Source organism: Streptomyces sp. NPDC024017, from assembly GCF_040638895.1.
Classification (GTDB): Bacteria; Actinomycetota; Actinomycetes; order Streptomycetales; family Streptomycetaceae; genus Streptomyces.
In genome coordinates this window covers 1-17,067 of record NZ_JBEZYZ010000020.1, presented here as the reverse complement: position 1 = coordinate 17,067, position 17,067 = coordinate 1, and the positions used below count along the sequence as shown (strand labels likewise).

18 protein-coding genes are annotated in these 17,067 nt (G+C 72.4%); 11 read left to right on the top strand and 7 right to left on the bottom strand.

What is annotated here, in order from left to right; all coding sequences use genetic code 11:
• The first annotated feature begins 174 nt into the window (after nt 1–174).
• The 5 genes from AB0G20_RS36630 to AB0G20_RS36610 all read left to right on the top strand — a co-directional run bounded on the left by AB0G20_RS36630 (nt 175) and on the right by AB0G20_RS36610 (nt 4,804).
• Nucleotides 175–996, top strand: coding sequence for a glycosyltransferase family 2 protein (locus AB0G20_RS36630; protein WP_361310431.1), 822 nt, complete (start codon nt 175–177; stop codon nt 994–996).
• Nucleotides 993–2,027 carry a glycosyltransferase family 2 protein gene (locus tag AB0G20_RS36625; RefSeq protein ID WP_361310428.1) on the top strand — a complete coding sequence of 345 codons (1,035 nt, stop codon included), beginning with the start codon at nt 993–995 and terminating at the stop codon, nt 2,025–2,027. The genes AB0G20_RS36630 and AB0G20_RS36625 overlap by 4 nt, the downstream gene beginning before the upstream one ends.
• Before the next feature lie 23 nt (nt 2,028–2,050).
• Nucleotides 2,051–2,824, top strand: a complete 774-nt coding sequence (locus tag AB0G20_RS36620; protein WP_361310582.1) for a polysaccharide deacetylase family protein — start codon at nt 2,051–2,053, stop codon at nt 2,822–2,824.
• A 75-nt stretch (nt 2,825–2,899) separates the two neighbouring features.
• On the top strand, nt 2,900–3,994 hold the full coding sequence (locus AB0G20_RS36615) for a DUF5925 domain-containing protein (protein WP_361310425.1): 1,095 nt from the start codon (nt 2,900–2,902) through the stop codon (nt 3,992–3,994).
• 33 nt (nt 3,995–4,027) lie between these two features.
• Complete coding sequence (locus tag AB0G20_RS36610; protein ID WP_361310423.1) at nt 4,028–4,804, top strand: DUF72 domain-containing protein; 777 nt, start codon at nt 4,028–4,030, stop codon at nt 4,802–4,804.
• Between the two features lie 6 nt (nt 4,805–4,810).
• On the opposite strand, the gene AB0G20_RS36605 is transcribed toward AB0G20_RS36610, so the two are convergent.
• Entirely contained in the window at nt 4,811–5,179 is a 369-nt protein-coding gene (locus AB0G20_RS36605; protein WP_361310420.1) for a GntR family transcriptional regulator, read from the bottom strand.
• 71 nt (nt 5,180–5,250) lie between these two features.
• Here AB0G20_RS36605 and AB0G20_RS36600 point away from each other — a divergent pair, with 71 nt between their 5' ends.
• Both AB0G20_RS36600 and AB0G20_RS36595 read left to right on the top strand, forming a co-directional pair.
• Nucleotides 5,251–6,180 carry a GNAT family N-acetyltransferase gene (locus AB0G20_RS36600; protein ID WP_361310417.1) on the top strand — a complete coding sequence of 310 codons (930 nt, stop codon included), beginning with the start codon at nt 5,251–5,253 and terminating at the stop codon, nt 6,178–6,180.
• Nucleotides 6,161–6,661, top strand: coding sequence for a DUF402 domain-containing protein (locus AB0G20_RS36595; protein WP_248507598.1), 501 nt, complete (start codon nt 6,161–6,163; stop codon nt 6,659–6,661). Before AB0G20_RS36600 ends, AB0G20_RS36595 begins: the two co-directional genes overlap by 20 nt.
• Here AB0G20_RS36595 and AB0G20_RS36590 read toward each other — a convergent pair.
• Nucleotides 6,620–7,252 carry a class I SAM-dependent methyltransferase gene (locus AB0G20_RS36590; protein ID WP_361310414.1) on the bottom strand — a complete coding sequence of 211 codons (633 nt, stop codon included), beginning with the start codon at nt 7,250–7,252 and terminating at the stop codon, nt 6,620–6,622. The genes AB0G20_RS36595 and AB0G20_RS36590 overlap by 42 nt on opposite strands.
• Before the next feature lie 138 nt (nt 7,253–7,390).
• Between AB0G20_RS36590 and AB0G20_RS36585 the strand changes: the two genes are divergently transcribed.
• The gene (locus AB0G20_RS36585) at nt 7,391–7,528 is read left to right on the top strand and encodes a hypothetical protein (RefSeq protein WP_361310411.1); all 138 of its coding nucleotides are present in this window, start codon (nt 7,391–7,393) and stop codon (nt 7,526–7,528) included.
• A gap of 47 nt (nt 7,529–7,575) precedes the next feature.
• Here AB0G20_RS36585 and AB0G20_RS36580 read toward each other — a convergent pair whose 3' ends face one another.
• Complete coding sequence (locus tag AB0G20_RS36580) at nt 7,576–8,025, bottom strand: GNAT family N-acetyltransferase (protein WP_361310409.1); 450 nt, start codon at nt 8,023–8,025, stop codon at nt 7,576–7,578.
• Nucleotides 8,026–8,205: 180 nt separating this feature from the next.
• On the opposite strand from AB0G20_RS36580, the gene AB0G20_RS36575 reads away from it, so the two are divergent.
• Complete coding sequence (locus AB0G20_RS36575) at nt 8,206–9,207, top strand: lytic polysaccharide monooxygenase (RefSeq protein WP_361310407.1); 1,002 nt, start codon at nt 8,206–8,208, stop codon at nt 9,205–9,207.
• 126 nt (nt 9,208–9,333) lie between these two features.
• On the opposite strand, the gene AB0G20_RS36570 is transcribed toward AB0G20_RS36575, so the two are convergent.
• Both AB0G20_RS36570 and AB0G20_RS36565 read right to left on the bottom strand, forming a co-directional pair.
• Nucleotides 9,334–10,194: an alpha/beta fold hydrolase gene (locus AB0G20_RS36570; protein WP_361310404.1), complete on the bottom strand. Its 861-nt coding sequence runs from the start codon at nt 10,192–10,194 to the stop codon at nt 9,334–9,336.
• Between the two features lie 172 nt (nt 10,195–10,366).
• Nucleotides 10,367–10,813: a MarR family winged helix-turn-helix transcriptional regulator gene (locus tag AB0G20_RS36565; RefSeq protein WP_361310402.1), complete on the bottom strand. Its 447-nt coding sequence runs from the start codon at nt 10,811–10,813 to the stop codon at nt 10,367–10,369.
• A gap of 79 nt (nt 10,814–10,892) precedes the next feature.
• On the opposite strand from AB0G20_RS36565, the gene AB0G20_RS36560 reads away from it, so the two are divergent.
• Nucleotides 10,893–11,267: a cupin domain-containing protein gene (locus AB0G20_RS36560; protein ID WP_361310399.1), complete on the top strand. Its 375-nt coding sequence runs from the start codon at nt 10,893–10,895 to the stop codon at nt 11,265–11,267.
• 16 nt (nt 11,268–11,283) lie between these two features.
• Here AB0G20_RS36560 and AB0G20_RS36555 read toward each other — a convergent pair whose 3' ends face one another.
• Both AB0G20_RS36555 and AB0G20_RS36550 read right to left on the bottom strand, forming a co-directional pair.
• On the bottom strand, nt 11,284–12,282 hold the full coding sequence (locus AB0G20_RS36555; protein WP_361310397.1) for a hypothetical protein: 999 nt from the start codon (nt 12,280–12,282) through the stop codon (nt 11,284–11,286).
• Entirely contained in the window at nt 12,279–15,788 is a 3,510-nt protein-coding gene (locus AB0G20_RS36550) for a DNA polymerase III subunit alpha (protein ID WP_361310394.1), read from the bottom strand. The genes AB0G20_RS36555 and AB0G20_RS36550 overlap by 4 nt, the downstream gene beginning before the upstream one ends.
• A gap of 154 nt (nt 15,789–15,942) precedes the next feature.
• On the opposite strand from AB0G20_RS36550, the gene AB0G20_RS36545 reads away from it, so the two are divergent.
• Nucleotides 15,943–16,947, top strand: a complete 1,005-nt coding sequence (locus tag AB0G20_RS36545; protein ID WP_361310391.1) for a DUF3533 domain-containing protein — start codon at nt 15,943–15,945, stop codon at nt 16,945–16,947.
• Nucleotides 16,948–17,067: the final 120 nt, after the last annotated feature.

The following is a 17,067-nucleotide window of genomic DNA, read 5'->3' as shown; positions in this document are numbered from 1 at the left end:
CGGGCCGTGCCGCGCGGTCGGCTGCCGTTTTTCGCCGCCGACCAGCTTTGCCAGCTCACCCGGCGTGCCCGAAGCTCCATCTCGGCGTGCCACGGGTGAGAACCCCCCTTTCGAACCGGACTGGATCCGGACTGCCCTGGGGGGGCGGTCCACCGGACGAGAGGGACCAGACTCATGAGCTCAGTTCTGCAGCCGGCCGCGACGGACCCGTATCCGCCGACCGCCGGAAAGTACCGGCCCGTCTCCTCGCACCTGGCCATAGCGCCGCCGGTGAGCGTGGTCATCCCGGCCATGAACGAGGCGGAGAACCTTCCGTACGTCTTCAAGTCCCTGCCCGACTGGATCCACGAAGTGGTCCTGGTCGACGGCAACTCCACCGACAACACCGTCGAGGTGGCCCGCGAGCTGTGGCCCGAGGTGAAGGTCGTCGAGCAGCGCGGCAAGGGCAAGGGCGACGCCCTGATCACCGGGTTCCAGGCCTGCACCGGCGACATCATCGTGATGGTCGACGCGGACGGCTCGGCGGACGGCGGGGAGATCCTGTCGTACGTCTCCGCCCTGGTCTCCGGCGCGGACTTCGCCAAGGGCTCCCGCTTCGCCAACGGCGGCGGCACCGACGACATGACCTTCATCCGCAAGCTCGGCAACTGGGCGCTGTGCACGGTCGTCAACCGCAAGTTCGGAGCCCGCTACACCGACCTGTGCTACGGCTACAACGCGTTCTGGCGGCACTGCCTCGACAAGATCGACCTCGACTGCACCGGCTTCGAGGTCGAGACGCTGATGAACATCCGGGTCGTCAAGGCCGGGCTCAAGGTGCAGGAGATCCCGAGCCACGAATACCTGCGCATCCACGGAACCAGCAACCTGCGGGCCGTGCGGGACGGGCTGCGCGTCCTGAGGGTGATCCTCCAGGAGCGCTCCAACCGCCGCGCCCTGCGCCGCCGTTCGCCCCAGTCGCCGATGCTGGACGCGATGCGGGGAGAGGTGTCTTGAGCGGTCCCGGCATCTCCGTCGTGATCTGCGCGTACACCGAGGACCGCTGGGAGGACATCCTCGCCGCGGTCTCCTCGGTCCACGCGCAGTCGCGGCCGGCCCTGGAGACGCTGCTGGTCGTCGATCACAACGAGACGCTCCGGGAGCGTCTGGCCAAGGAGTACAAGGAGTCCTCCGACGGCGCTGTGGTGCGGGTGCTCGCCAACGCGGGCCCCCGCGGCCTGTCCGCCGGCCGCAACACCGGCATCGCCGCCGCGCGCGGCGAGGTCGTGGCCTTCCTCGACGACGACGCCGTGGCCGAGCGCGACTGGCTGCGGCACTTCGCCGAGGCGTACGCCGACCCGCGGGTGATGGCGGTCGGCGGGCGTACGGTGCCGGTCTGGGCGTCGGGGCGGCGGCCCGACTGGTTCCCGGAGGAGTTCGACTGGGTGGTGGGCTGCACATATCTGGGCCTGCCGCGCGGCCTGGTCCGGGTGCGCAACGTGCTCGGCGGCAACGCCTCGTTCCGCCGCAGCGCCTTCGACGCGGCGGGCGGCTTCGCCACCGGCATCGGCCGGGACGGCGACAAACGCCCGCTGGGCTGCGAGGAGACGGAACTGTGCATCCGCCTCAGCCGCGCCCGGCCCGACGCGGTGCTGCTCATCGACGACCGGGCGGTGATCCACCACCGGGTGCCCGAGATCCGCGAGCACTTCCGCTACTTCCGCACCCGCACCTACGCCGAGGGCCTGTCCAAGGCCCTGGTGGCCCGGAGCGTCGGCGCCGAGAAGGGCCTGGAGTCGGAACGCCGGTACGCCACCCGGGTCCTGCCGGCCGGGGTGGCCCGGGGTCTGCGGGACGCCCTGCTGGCCCGGCCCGGAGGTGCGGGACGGGCCGGCGCGATCGTGGCGGGGGTGCTGACGGCGGCGGGCGGTTACGTCGTCGGCAGCGTCCGGGCGCGCCGGGGCGGAACCACGTTCTCGGTGCCCGCGCCGGCGGCGGCTCCGCCCGTGGCGGCCGAGGGAGCGGCGAGGGAAGGGGCGACTCCGTGAGCGACGACCGCGTACCGATCCTCATGTACCACGCGGTCGCGACCGACCCGAACGAGGCGACCCGCGCCCTGTCGGTCACCCCGGAGGCGTTCGCCGAGCAGATGGCGGTGCTCGCGGACCGGGGCCTCAGGCCGGTCACCACGGCAGAACTGGCGTCGTGCTGGCGCTCCGGCCGCGCGCTGCCGGAGCGGCCGGTCCTCATCACCTTCGACGACGGTTACGAGGGCGTGCACCGGCACGCCCTCCCCGCGCTCGCCAAGCACGGCTTCCCGGCCACCCTGTTCGTCTCGACCGGGTGGCTCAGGGGGCCGTACGACACCGGGGGCGGCCTGGACACCATGCTGGACTGGGACCAGGTCCGCGAACTCGCGGCGGGCGGCGTCGAGATCGGCGGGCACAGTCACAGTCACCCGCAGCTCGACCAGATCTCCGACGCCACCCTGCGGTTCGAGCTGATCCACTGCAAGGAGATCATCGGGGACCAACTGGGCACCTTCCCGGCCTCGTTCGCCTACCCCTACGGCTACTCCAGCCGCCGGGTCCGGCAGACGGTGCGCGAGACGGGCTACGCCCAGGCCCTCGCCGTCGGCAACGGCCTCGCGCGCCGCGCGCAGGGGCCGTACGCGCTGCGGCGGGTGACGGTGCGCCGCAGCACGGGTGTCGAGGAGTTCGAGCGGGTGGTCGAAGGCCGCGCGATCGCCCGTACGTTCGCCGGGGACCGTGCTCTGACCAAGGGGTACGCCGTGGTCCGCAGGGCCCGGCAGGCACGCAGGCTGCTCTCCCGCTCCGGGGGCTGACCTGCACCGGGGCAACATGCCGCGTGCACCTGGAAACCGGGTGCACGCGGCGTCCCCGTGCCGGATCATGGCGGCATGTCTGGAAACCCGCACGAGGCGCTGCCGATCCGGCTCAACGTCGACGACTCCGACTCCCCGTCCGACGTCGTCGACGCGCTGTTCCTCGGCCGCTTCGCGACGGGCGAGCAGCCGTACTCCCACGCGGTGAACATCGACCGGGTGCGGTCCGGGGCGACGCTGATGCCGTCCGGTGCCCGGGTGCTGCGCGTCGCCCGGGACGACGACCGCAGCGCGACCCTCGCCGAGGGCGACGGCTGGACGCTGCTGGTCTCCCGCTGGAACCGGGGCGCCGACGTCACGGTGACGGCGACCAGCGAGGAGCTCGCGAAGAAGGTCCTCGACCAGGCCACGGACGGCGCGGCGGACGAACCCGAACCGCAGCCGGAGAACGTCACGATGGGCTTCTGGTACGTCTCCCCGCGCCGCGGCCCGCACCGCACCACCCGCCAGATCGCGGCGGGCACCTGGGACGAGGTCCGGCCCAACTACACCGCGCCGGTGGCGGACGCCATGGACCGCCTGATGAAGACGACCCCCGAGGACATCGCGGGCCGTCTCCTGCTGCTGCACGGCCCGCCGGGAACCGGCAAGACGTCGGCGCTGCGGACGCTGGCCCGTTCCTGGCGCGACTGGTGCCAGGTGGACTGCGTCCTGGACCCCGAGCGGCTCTTCTCCGACGTCGGCTACCTCATGGACATCGCCATCGGCGAGGAGGACGCGACGGGCAAGGGCCGCTGGCGGCTGCTGCTCCTGGAGGACTGCGACGAGCTGATCCGCGGCGAGGCGAAGCACACGGCGGGCCAGGCGCTGTCGAGGCTGCTGAATCTGACGGACGGACTGCTCGGCCAGGGCCGCAACGTCCTGGTCGGCGTCACGACCAACGAGGACCTGGAGCGCCTGCACCCCGCCGTGGTCCGGCCCGGCCGCTGCCTCGCCCGGATCGAGGTCGGTCCGCTGACCCGCCGCGAGGCGGTGAACTGGCTGGGCCAGGAGGACGGCGTCGGCCGCGAGGGCGCGACGCTGGCGGAGCTGTACGCCCTGCGCCGGGGCACCTCCCCGACGGCCCTGCCGGAGCCGCGCGGGGGCGTCGACGCGGGCCTGTATCTGTAGGAGCTCCACGCTCACCGGTGTTTTGATGGGTGTATGACCCTGTTCGTCGGCACGTCCGGGTGGCAGTACAAGGACTGGCGGGACGTCCTGTACCCGTCCGGGCTGCCGATGCGGCTCTGGCTGGAGGAGTACACGCGGCACTTCGCCACCGTCGAGATCAACAACGCCTTCTACCGGCTGCCGGCGCAGGAGACCTTCGAGGGCTGGCGGGGGCGGGTGCCCGGGGACTTCGTCGTCGCCGTCAAGGCGAGCCGCTATCTGACCCACATCAAGCGGCTCAAGGACCCCGAGGAGCCGGTGCACCGCCTGATGAGCCACGCGGCGGGCCTCGGCGACCGCCTCGGCCCGGTCCTGCTCCAGCTCCCGCCCACCCTGCGCGCCGACCCGGGCCTGCTGGACGCCTGTCTGGCCTGCTTCCCGGCCTCGACCCGGGTCGCGGTCGAGCCGCGCCACGACTCCTGGTGGACGCCCGAGGTCCGCCGCGTCCTGGAGTCCCGGCGCGCCGCCCTGTGCTGGGCCGACATCCTGGCCCGCCCCGCGACGCCCCTGTGGCGCACCGCCGACTGGGGCTACGTCCGCTTCCACCAGGGCCGCGCCCGGCCCTGGCCCCACTACGGCCGCCGCTCCCTCGCCACCTGGCTCGACCGCATCGCCACGACCTGGCCGGACGGCGAGGACGTCTACGCGTACTTCAACAACGACCCGGGCGGCGCGGCGGTGGAGGACGCGATGGCGTTCGCACGGGCGGGGAGATCGGCGGGGCTGGAGATCACACGGACACCTGAGCGACTGGCGCAGCAGACCGGCTAGCAGGCCCTACTCCCCGTAGGCCGCCCGCAGGGCGTCCCGGACCGCGGCGTGCGCGGCGTCCTCGCCCAGCCCGAGCCTCCTGGCCCGCTCCGCATAGGCCTGCGCGGCCGAGGCCAGCTCGCGGTCCGCCGCCGAGCCGGCGGCGGCCACGAACGTGCCGTTGCGGCCCCGCGTCTCGATCACCCCGTCCGCCTCCAGCGCCCGGTACGCCTTGGCGACCGTGTTCGCGGCGAGCCCCAGCGACTCGGCCAGCCCCCGCACGGTCGGCAGCCGGTACCCCACCGGAAGCGCACCCGACCGCGCCTGCTCGGAGATCCGCGCCCGCACCTGCTCGTAGGGCGCGGCACTGTCGTCGATGTCGATCTTCAAGGTCACAGGCCGATTGTCGCGCACCGGGCGGAAAATGAGAGGCACCCCGGACGGGTCCACGCGTAGCGTGCGCCACCATGACCGTGATCGTGCGCGACCTGCGACCCGACGTCCGAGCCGACGCCGAGGGGTTCTCCGACACCCGCCGCCTCGCCCTCCCCTACATGCTGTCCACACCCGAGTCCGTGGTGCACACCCTGACGCACGCCCACCCGGACGCCCACTTCGGGCAGCTCGTCGCCGAGGAGGACGGCGAGATCATCGGCACGGCCCAGGTCAGCGTGGCCCACGACAGCGCCGAGCCCGGCCAGGGCTCCGCCAACATCTACGTGCGCCCGGGCCACCGGGGTCGCGGCGCCGGTTCGCTCCTGCTGCGCACCGCCGAGGAGCGCCTGGGACGTCTGGGTGTCACCAAGCTGTTCACCTGGGTGCTGGACGAGCCGGACAACCTCGCCTTCGCCGAGCGGCACGGCTTCCGGGCCAGCCGTTCCGCCTGGTTCCTGCGCCTGGACCTGGCGACCGGCACCCTGCCGCCCCGCCAGGACCTCCCGGCGGGCGTCGAGCTGCGCACGGCCGCCGACTTCGCGGACGACCCGCGCCCCATGTTCGAACTGGACGCGGAGACCTCGTCCGACGAACCGAGCGACATCGACGTCGAGTTCACGGACTACGAGGCCTGGATCGAGGAGAACTGGAAGCACCCCCTCCTGAACCTCGACCTGACCACGGTCGCGGTCGTCGACGGCCGCCCCGCCGCCTTCAGCGTGGCGTACACCGACGGCGACTCCCGCTACGGCACCGCCATGACCGGCACCTCCCGCGCGTTCCGCGGCCGGGGCCTGGCGAAGCTCGCCAAGAACGACTCCCTGCATCGCGCCCGCGCCGCGGGGTACACGGAGGCGTTCACCGGCAACGACACCGGCAACGAGCCGATGATCGCCATCAACAAGTGGTTCGGCTACGAGATCTGTGCGAAGGAAGTGCGTCATGTCCGCGAACTCGGCTGACCTGCCCCCGCAGCTGGAGGTCGTGCTCGTCAAGGCGGGCCGTACGAAGATCCGTTACACCGGAGAGCTGCTGACGGACGACGGCACGCGCGTCGCGGTCCGCGCGCCGTGGGCGGGCTCCGGCGTCCGCGACTTCGGCTTCGTCCGCTTCGAGCCCGGGGACGTCTTCACCGAGTACTACTGGCGCGACCGCTGGTACGCCGTGAAGGAGGTCCGCTCCGCCACGGGCGCGCTGAAGGGCTGGTACTGCGACGTCACCCGCCCCGCGCGGCGCTCCGGTCCGGAGCTGGTCGTGGAGGATCTCGACCTGGACCTGTGGCGCTCCGCGGACGGCACGGACGTACGGCGCCTCGACGAGGACGAGTTCGCCGCGAGCGGCCTCGGCGAGTCGGACCCGGAGGCGGCGTCCGCCGCGCTGGCGGCGCTCGACGAGCTGGAGTCACTGGCCCGCGGCGACGGCTTCACCGCGCTCCTGGCCTGACGCCCCGGCCTGCGCGAGGACCGCGTACCGCTCGTCCGTCACCGCCTTGCCCCACAGCAGCGGGTCGTCCGAGAGCCGCTCCACGCGCACCCGCCCGGCGATCGGGGCGAGCAGGCCGGTGAGCCGCTCGGCGGGTATGCCGACCGGCTCGGCGCTCCCCCACATGCCCTCGACGAGCACGAGCCGCCCGCCCGGCCGCAGCAGCCCGCACCAGTGTCTGAGGGCGCGGCCGGGGTCGGGCAGGGCCCACAGGACATGCCGGACGAGCACGGCGTCGAAGCGCTGCTCCCCGACCGGGGGCGCCGCGGCGTCACCGACGAGGAACACCGCGTCACGCCCGGCGAGTTTCTCCCTGGCGAGCGTCACCATCGCCGGGGAGAGGTCCACGCCCGTCACCCGGTGCCCCTGCTCGGACGCGAGGAGTGACAGGCTGCCGGTGCCGCACCCGAGGTCGAGGACGTCTCCCGCCCGTCCGGGCAGCCAGCCGCGCAGGCGCCCGGCCCAGGCGCGGCGCACCTCGGGATCGCGCAGGCCGTGGTCCGGCTCCTCGTCGAAGGAGGCGGCCTCGGCGTCCCAGTCCACGTTCGTCATGGCCCAAGAGTGACACCCGCCACTGACACTCGAATCGTGACTGCCGCCACTGACAGACCAGGAGCGATGAGTAACTCTCCCCCGAAAGGTCTACCTCCGTGAGAACGCGGAACCCGGTAGACCCTTAAGGAGGCAGCCATGCGCCGTGTGACCGTGCAGAAGCCCCTGAAGAAGACGGATGTCCGCCGCCGGATCCGCGAAGAGGCCGACGAGTGCCCCGCGGGCCGCCCTGAGGTGCGCAAGGACATCGCACGCATCTGGTGGCCGGACGCCTGAACGGCTGGTGCCGGTCATGAGACGCGCAGGAACGGCCGCCGCGGGTGTCAGAGCAGCCGCTTGCGGTAGTGCACGCGGTCGTAGGGCCCGTCCACACGGCGTTCCACCAGTTCGTAGCCGTATCTCGGATAGATCTTCCGGTTCTCCCACATCAGCGCGTTCGTGTAGAGCCTGACCTCGGGCAGGCCGAGCGCACGCGCGTGTGCGTCCACGAACCGGAGCAGCCGCCGTCCCACTCCCCTGCCGTGCGCGGTGGGGTGGACGGCGATGATGTCGAGGAAGAGATGGTCCTCGAACGCCTCGACCACGACGAGCCCGGTCACGGGCTCTCCCGTCACGAACACCTTGCCCGCGGCCACGTTCGCCGCGTGGTCCTCCTCCATGGGCTGCGGCACCTGCCCGATGCGCTCGATGTAGGGGCGGAAGGCCGCGTCGATCACGTCCGCGACGACCGGTACGTCGGCGGCACCGGCCGGCCGGATCTCCTCGTCTGCCATGCCGCGACGGTACCTACCTGATGCCAGTCCGAACACTCCCTTAAGCGGGCCATAAGGATCTCCTCCACCCGCCCTCAGCAGGCGATTTCACGGTTCTCAGGGGCTAGCTTCGGACCACCCCACGGGATCCGGCCCAGTCGGCCCGGACCTGCCCCATGAACCGTTTCGAGGAGTTCCCGCATGCCCGCACGCCGCAAGGCAGCCACCGTCGCCGCCCTCGGCAGCCTTCCGCTCGCCCTGACCGCGCTGACCGCCGCCCCGGCCGTCGCGCACGGTTCGATGGGCGACCCGGTCAGCCGGGTCTCGCAGTGCTACGCCGAAGGCCCCGAGAGCCCGAAGTCGGCCGCGTGCAAGGCGGCGGTCGCGGCGGGAGGCACCCAGGCCCTGTACGACTGGAACGGCATCCGCATCGGCGACGCGGGCGGCCGGCACCAGCAGCTCATACCGGACGGCAAGCTGTGCAGCGCCGGCAGCGAGGAGTTCAAGGGCCTCGACCTGGCCCGTGCCGACTGGCCGGCGACCGGCGTGAGCAGCGGCTCGCACACCTTCAAGTACCGCGTGACGGCCCCGCACAAGGGCACCTTCAAGGTGTACATCACCAAGCCCGGCTACGACCCGGTCAAGCCGCTCGCCTGGAAGGACCTGGATCTCGCGAACCCGGTCGCGACGTCCACCGACCCGGCTGCGACCGGCGGTTTCTACACCTTCTCCGGCACCCTGCCCCAGCGGTCCGGCAAGCACCTGCTGTACGCGGTCTGGCAGCGGTCGGACAGCCCGGAGGCGTTCTACTCCTGCTCGGACGTCAGCTTCGGCGGCGGGGGCGGCACGGCGGGCGGCACCGCCCCGGCCCCCTCCGCCTCCGCTCCCACCAAGGAGCAGATCGAGGAGGGCAACGACAAGTCGACGGTCGAGCACCACGGGCACGGCGACGACGACCCCAGCACCTCGGCGGAGCCGGCCGCGGCCCCGCAGGAAAGCACGCCGGACCGGCCGAAGGCCGCCGCACCCGCTCCCAACCGGCCCGAGGCGGCCGGTGCCACCGGGAACCTCGCCGAGACCGGCGGCGACAGCAGCACCACGTACCTCGCGATCGGCGGCGCGGCCACCCTGGCGCTCGGCTCGTCGGCCCTGTTGATGTCGGCCCGGCGCCGGACGGTGAGCGGCGGGCGCGACGGCCGGTGACCCCTGGTCCGGTGAAGAACGGCCCGGTGCGTCACGGCCGTTGACCCGGTCCACCACCGCCCCATGACCCGGGGCCTGTCCGGCGGCTCAGGCCGGACAGGCCCCGAATCGTTTCGCTGACACGTGTCAGTCGAACGCCGAAGCACAGGTGGTGGGCCTGGCACGTCCCGGATCAAGGGCGTTGGCCACCTCGTGGAAGACGACCCGGTCCAGCAGCCCGACGGCCACGTGCTCGGACAGGTCGACGGGGCACAGGTCCTGGAGCAGGACGTTGCGCACGTCCGGCCCGCTCAGATACTGGCTGCGCCACGGCGTGACCACCTCGTCGTAGCGGGTGGCGATGACGGTGTAGCGCACGCCGGGCACGGTGTCGCCGCCCGCGTTGAGCTTGGCGAGGAAGGCGGAACCGGCGACCTGGTCGGCGAGGGCGGGGGTGTTCTTCGCCAACAGGTCGGCCGCGCCGGGGAAGTACGGCAGCAGGTGGGTGAAACCGCTCAGGGTGGTGCCGTGGTTGCTGGGCGCGATGCCGACCAGGGCGTTCACCTTGGCGGCTCCACCGAGGAACTTCAGGTAGTAGCGGGGCATCATGCCGCCCTGCGAGTGTCCGACGACGTCGGCCTCGGCGGCACCGGTCGCCGCGAGCACCTTGTCCACGAAGACCTTCAGCTGCCCGGCGGACTTCTCGACGGGTCCGAGGCCGTGGAAGAAGGGCACTCCTTCGAGCTGACCGTAGTCGAGGGAGAAGACGCAGTAGTCGCGGACCTTCAGGTAGGGGGCGAGGCCCAGCCAGTTGTCGACGGAGTTCCCGAGGGTGCCGTGGACGAGGACTACGGGTCGGGGATGGGCGGCGGAGGGCTTGCAGGAGTAGTCGTTCCAGCCGGAGCTCGGGGCGCCGGCGGCCTGGGCGGTGGTGGCGGGGACGGTGACGGCAGCGGCGGTCAGCAGCAGCGCGGCCAGGGGTCTGAGCACTCGTTTCCAGGGCAGCATCGGGTGATCTCCTTGCGGCTCAAGGGAGGTGCGACGGCACTAGGCCCTGTGATCCGGATCACGAGGATGCTGTTCACTCGTCAAGTTACGAGCGAGTAGTCGAACTGGGAAGTTACGCGTCAGTAAAAACTTGCAGCCGTAACCGGCGCCCTGGGCTCCGGCTGACGCTCCCTCACCAGGCAGGCCGGATGGGCCCGTGAGGGGCGATCCGCAACAACTGCTCCCCCAGCGACCGCACGTCCCGCTCCCCCAGCAGGTCCCCCCACTCCCGCACGGCCTCCGCGGCCGCCTCCTCCGCGGCCCGCGTGCAGTCCCAGCCCCGCCCGGTCAGCACGACCAGCCGCGCCCGCGCGTCCCCGGGATGCGGCCGCCGCTCGGCGTACCCCTTGCGCACCATCTCGTCGACGAGCTGGCTCGCGGCCTGCTTGGTCACCCCGAGATGGACGGCGAGGTCGGTGACCGTCGCGCCGTCCGGGGCGAGCCGGGCGAAGGCGAACCCGTGCGCGGGCCGCACCCCCTCGAAGCCGCGAGCGATCACACCCTCGTGGATGCGTTGCGTGAGCCCGCCGGCGACGGCGAGCAGGGCGGCGGACAGGGCCATGGCCTCGGAGTTCTGCACCCCTGCATTGAAACACCCTTGACGTAGTGGTCAAGCTACTTGACTATATGGTCAAGCTGCTTGACCACTTGGAGGCCTCATGCCCATCGTCCGCTCGTCCGAAGCCGTCATCCACGAGATCCACGGCGCCCGTTTCGTCTCGTACGCCACCCCGAGCAGCGGCAGCAAGGAGCTGTGCGCCTGGCGCGGCGAGATCCCGGCCGGCCTCAAGGCGCCCGCGCACACGGTCAGCCGGGAGGAGATCTTCCATCTGCTCGACGGCGAACTGCTGATCACCCTCGACGGCCGCACCGAGCGGATCGCTGCGGGCGACACGGTGATCATCAACCCCGGCGTCACCCTGGCCGTCGAGAACCCGACCGACCGGACCGCGTACTCCTGGGTCACCACCTCGATCGGCCTGGAGGCACGGCTGGCGGACGGCACCCGCATCGTGCCGCCGTGGGCCAACTGACCTCACACGGAAGGATCTACGCCGCCCGCCCTCCCGGGCGGACACCCCCTAGCCCCCCGGGCATCACCGCCCGCGGCCCGAACTTCGCCCGCGCGCGGTCCGCGACCTCCTCGATACGGCGGACCTTCTCGTCCACCGGGTCGAAGGTCAGCTGGTGGGAGGCCTGGTCGGCGGGGTCGAGCCCCTCGGCGCGCAGGGCGATCGCCCGCACCCGGGCCCGCTGCAGCCCGAGCGCCTCGTACATGCCGTACGCGGCCCTGGTCAGCGCCGGGGAGTGCGCGGTCGGTTCGGTCAGGGTGCGGCTGCGGGTCGTGGCGGACCGGTCGGCGTAGCGCACGGTGAGGGTGAGGGTGCGGCAGACCTTCTCCAGGGCGCGCAGCCGGGCGCCGATCTCCTCGGCGGCCGACAGCAGTGCCCGGCGGTGCCGGTCCGGGTCCAGCTCGTCGCGCCCGAAGGGGCGTTCCGTCGCGAGGGACCGGGAGACGGCGTTCGGTACGACACGGCCGCGGTCGATGCCGCTCGCCTTCTCGCGCAGCTCGCGGCCGGCCTTCGCACCGATCAGCCGCTGCAGCGTGGACAGCGGTGCGGCGGCGACCCGGCCGAGGGTGTCGAGGCCGTAGTCGCCCAGCGTGCGGGCGGTCGCGGTGCCCACACCGGGCAGCGCGGCGACGGGCTTCTCCGCGAGGAACTCCGCGATGGCGTCCTGCTCGTCGGGCACCGTGCACGTCACCCCGGGCACGGCGTCGCGCAGCGCCATCCGGGCCAGCATCGGCCCGGGCCCGGCCCCGATCGCACAGTCGACGCCGTGGAGCGCGAGCGACCGCACCCGGATCACCGAGGCCAGCTCGACGGCGTCCCGCCGGAAGTACCGCTCGGCGCCGCGCAGATCGGCCAGCGCCCCGTCCGGCGGCAGGGCCTGGACGACGGGGGTGAACTCCTCGAGCATCCCGAGCAGCTGGGGCAGATCCGCCTCGCTCGTCGGAGGCAGCTGGAAACGTACGCAGAGGATGGTCATCCCGCACTCCCCGGACTCTGGTGCCACAACTTCCTCGTGTTCGCGGGCCCTTCGCCCGCCGGACGCAGATCGGCCCAGGGGTGCATCTCGTACCCCGTGGACATGCGGATCTTCCGCTGCTCCATCGGATCCTTGGCCGCGGAGCCCGTCGGCGCGGGCGCTCCGTCCGACCCGGCGAGCCGCCGCCGCGCGGCCCCCTCGCCGTCGCCGCCGGAACCGTCATCGCCGGAACCGCCTTCGCCGGGGCCGGCCAGCCGGGCCGCGACCCCCTCCAGCCCTTCCTCCCGGCGCACTTCCAGCAGGTCCGCGAGGTTCCAGGCGGCGGCGCCCACCACGCTGAGGCTGCGCGGGCCGCGGCGCTGCACCACCCCGCGCACCAGCAGCAGCCAGGAGTGGAAGACGGTGTGGGCGCAGGCGTCGTGGGAGTCGTCGAAGAAGGCGAGGTCGACCAGGCCCGTGCCGTCGTCCAGGGTGGAGAAGATGACGCGCTTGCCGGATCGGATCGGTGGCGTCTGGGTGGCCGCCTTGGCGCCCGCGACCAGCACCGTCTCCCCGTGCCTGGCCTCGCGCAGGCGCCGCGCCGACACCACGCCCAGTTCGTCGAGGAACTGCCGGTGATCGTCCATCAGATTGCGCGAGGCGTCCATGGACAGCACGCCCAGCTCGGCACTGAGCCGCTCCGAGGAGGTGAGGTCGGGCAGCCCGGCCGGTGCGGTCTTCCGTCCCCCGGCCAGCGGCAACTGGCCACCGCCCCCGCCCCGGGCACCCCGGTGCAGCTCGGTCAGATGCAGTTGCAGATCACGGCGGTTGGCGCCGAACGCGTCCAGCGCTCCCACCTGCGCGAGCCGCTGGGCCAGCGGGCGGCTGGGCCGGCCCCGCTCCCAGAAGTCGACCAGCGAGGCGTACGGCTGCCCCTCGGCGATCCGCGCCGCCTCGGCCCCGCTGATGCCGTGCACATCGGAGAGAGCCAACCGCAGCCCCCATTTACCGGACACCAGTTCGATACGGTGTGCGATCCCCGACGTGTTCACATCCAACGGCAGCACGGGCACCCCCCGACGCCGCGCGTCCGCCAGCAGCAGCCGCTTCGGGTACATGCCGGGGTCGTGCGTGAGCAGCCCCGCGTAGAAGGCGGCCGGGTGATGCGTTTTCAGCCACGCCGACTGGTACGTCGGCACGGCGAAGGCGACCGCGTGCGCCTTGCAGAAGCCGTACGACCCGAAGGCCTCGACGATCTCCCAGGTCCGCTGAATCGTTTCCGCGTCATAGCCGTTCGCCGCCGCGTGCTGCGCGAACCACACCTTGATGCGCTCCTGCGACTCCGGGTCCGACAGTCCGCGCCGCACCCGGTCGGCCTCGCCGCGCCCGCAGCCGGTCATGATGTCGACGATGTCGATGATCTGCTCGTGGAAGACGACGACCCCGTAGGTCTCCTTCAGCGGCTCCTCCAGATCCGGGTGCGGATACCGGATCGGCGCCCGTCCGTGCCGTGCCTCGATGAACGGCCGCACCATGTCGGCGGCGACCGGCCCGGGCCGGAACAGCGAGATGTCGACGACGAGATCGTGGAAGGTGGCCGGCTGGAGCCGCCCGACCAGATCCCGCTGCCCGGGCGACTCGATCTGGAAGCACCCGAGCGTCTCGGTGGACTGGATCAGCCGGTACGTCTCCGGATCCCCCGGCGGCAGCCCGTCCAGATCGATCCCGGCCCCCGTCGCCCGCTCCACTTCCGCCACCGCGTGCGCCATGGCCGACTGCATTCGCACGCCCAGCACATCGAGCTTCAGCAGCCCGAGGTCCTCGACGTCGTCCTTGTCGAACTGCGACATCGGAAAGCCCTCGCCGCTGGTCGGCATGACCGGCGTGCGCGCCAGCAGGGAGGCGTCGGACAGCAGTACCCCGCACGGGTGCATGGCCATCCCGCGCGGCAGGGCGTCCAGTGCCTCGACCAGCTCCCACAACCTCCCGTACTTCTCCTTCTCTCCCGCCAGGGCCCGCAGCTCGGGCAGCTCCTCCAGCGCGGCGCGGGCGTCCCGTGCCCGGATATGGGGAAAGGACTTGGCGATGCGGTCGATCTCGGCGGGGTCCATGGACAGGGCCGCTCCCACATCCCGGATCGCATGCCGCACGCGATACGTCTCCGGCATCGCGACCGTCGCGACCCGCTCGGTGCCGAACCGGTCGATGATCGCGCGGTAGACCTCCAGCCGCCGCGCGGACTCCACGTCGATGTCGATGTCGGGCAGCACGACCCGCTCCTTCGACAGGAACCGCTCCATCAGCAGCCGGTGCTCGATCGGATCGGCATGCGCGATACCGAGCAGATGGTTGACGAGCGACCCGGCTCCGGAGCCCCGGGCGGCGACCCGGACGCCCATCTTCCGCACGTCCTCGACCACCTGGGAGACGGTCAGGAAGTAGGAGGCGAATCCGTGGTGGGCGATGATGTCCAGCTCGTGGTGCATCCGCTCCCAGTACTCCCGCCGCCGGTCGTATCCGCGCAGCACCATCCCGGCCGCCGCCCGCGAGGCCAGGGTCCGCTGGGCGGTGCGGTGCCCGGCGCCGACCAGATGCGGCTCGGGAAAGTGGACGGTGCCGATCCCGAGATCGTCCTCGGGGTCGACCATGCACTCGGCAGCCGTGGCCTCCGTCTGTCCCACCAGCCGGTGAGCGGTCTCCCGCCGGAACCCCGCGGCCTCCACGATCCGCTCCGCCGCCCCGAGCATGTCCCCGGCGCCCTTGAGCCAGGCCTCACCGGAGTCCAGCCCCTTGGCCGGGTCGATGGGCACCAGCCGCCGGGCGGCGTCCAGAACGTCGGCGACCGGCCCCAGCCCCGGGTCGGCGTACCGCACCGCATTGGTGAGCACGGGCCGGATCCGCTGCTCGGCGGCGAACCCGACGGTACGGGCGGCCAGCCGCAGCGACCCTGGCCCCGTGCCGTTCCGGCCGTGCCAGACGGCCTCCAGTCGCAGGTCGTCGCCGTAGACGTCCCGCCAGGGCACGAGCAGCCGCGCCGCACGGTCGGGCCGCCCCGCGGCCAGGGCGCGCCCCACGTCCGATGCGGGCCCGAGCAGCACGGTCAGCCCCTCGGCGTGATTGCTCTCCCAGGGCAGCAGGGGCGCCCCCTCCCCTTCATGGGCGGCCGAGACGAGCCGGCACAGCTCTCCCCACCCCCGGGCACCGTCCCGGGCGAGGAAGACCACGCGAGGAGCCGACTCGTCGACAAAGGCACCACCCCGTACCGGGGTCCGGCGCCGCCCCTGCCGCTCGGTTCCGGCCCCGGGCTCCGCAGCCGCCACGGCCAGATCGGCTCCGAACAGCGGCCGGACCCCCGCCTTCCGGCAGGCCTTCGAGAACCGGACCGCGCCGGCGAGCGTGTCGCGATCGGTCAGCGCCAGGGCGTCCATGCCCCGCTCGGAGGCACGCTCGGCCAGCCGCTCCGGGTGCGAGGCTCCATAGCGCAACGAGAATCCGGAGACGGTGTGCAGATGCGTGAACCCCGGCACACGCACCTCCCGCACTCGTGAGCCACACCAGCTCTCGAACATCTGTTCCCAGTAACCTCACCCCCACCATACCCCCAACCTCGAATGTATGTGCGACATCCGTTCGGCCCCGCCCCACCTGCGGAAACACCGCACACCCCCCGACCGTGGAGGCATGCCGCACAGCTCGTTCCTCGCCGAGGTGAGAGACGCCGTCACGCCCCGGGCCACCCTGCTCATCGTCGGCGTGATCGCGCTCCAGCTGCTGTTCATCGCCTCCTATGTGGGAGCGCTGCACGACCCGAAGCCCAAGGACGTGCCCTTCGGCCTGGTCGCCCCACAGGCCGCGGCCCAGCAGGCGGTCACCCGGCTGGAACGCCTTCCCGGCTCCCCCCTGGACCCCCGCGCCCTGCCCGACGAGGCCACGGCCCGGACCCAGCTCACCCACCGCGACATCGACGCCGCCCTGATCATCGACCCCAGGGGCAGCACCGACACCCTCCTGGTCGCCTCCGGCGGCGGCAGGGTCCTCTCCACCACGCTGACGGCCCTCGTCACCACCCTGGAGAAGTCCGAGCGGCGCACCATCCGGACGATCGACGTGATCCCCTCCGCGCCCCACGACCCCAACGGACTCTCGTCCTTCTACCTGGTGATCGGCTGGTGCGTGGGCGGCTACCTGGGCGCCGCGGCCCTGGCCATCAGCGCCGGGGCGAAACCCTCCAACCCCACCCGCGCAGCGATCCGTCTGGCGGTCATGGTCCTGGTCGCGATCACCGGCGGTCTCGGCGGAGCCCTCATCACCGGCCCGATCCTGGACGCCCTGCCGGGCAGCACCGTGGCCCTCTGGGGCCTGGGCACCCTGATCATCTTCGCCGTGGGAGCAGCCACCCTCGCCCTCCAGGGCGTCTTCGGCACGATCGGCATCGGCCTGGTCATCCTGCTGGTGGTCATCCTCGGCAACCCCAGCGCGGGCGGCGCCCTCCCCCCGCCCCTCCTCCCACCCTTCTGGAAGGCCATCGGCCCGGCCCTGCCCCCGGGCGCCGGCACGTGGTCCACGCGCTCCATCGCCTACTTCGACAACAACGCGATGACCGGCCCCCTCCTGGTCCTGGCGGCATGGGCAGTGGCGGGAGCAGTGATCACCCTGGCAGCGGCCGCACGCCGAAAGGCGACGTAACCCCGTACACGGGGCCCGCACACGGGCCCGCACCCGCGCACGGCGAGAAGGGGCCGTGTCGGGGGGTGTCCGCCCGCAGCGGTTGGCGCGTCAACGAACAGTCAGTCGGCACGCAACCCC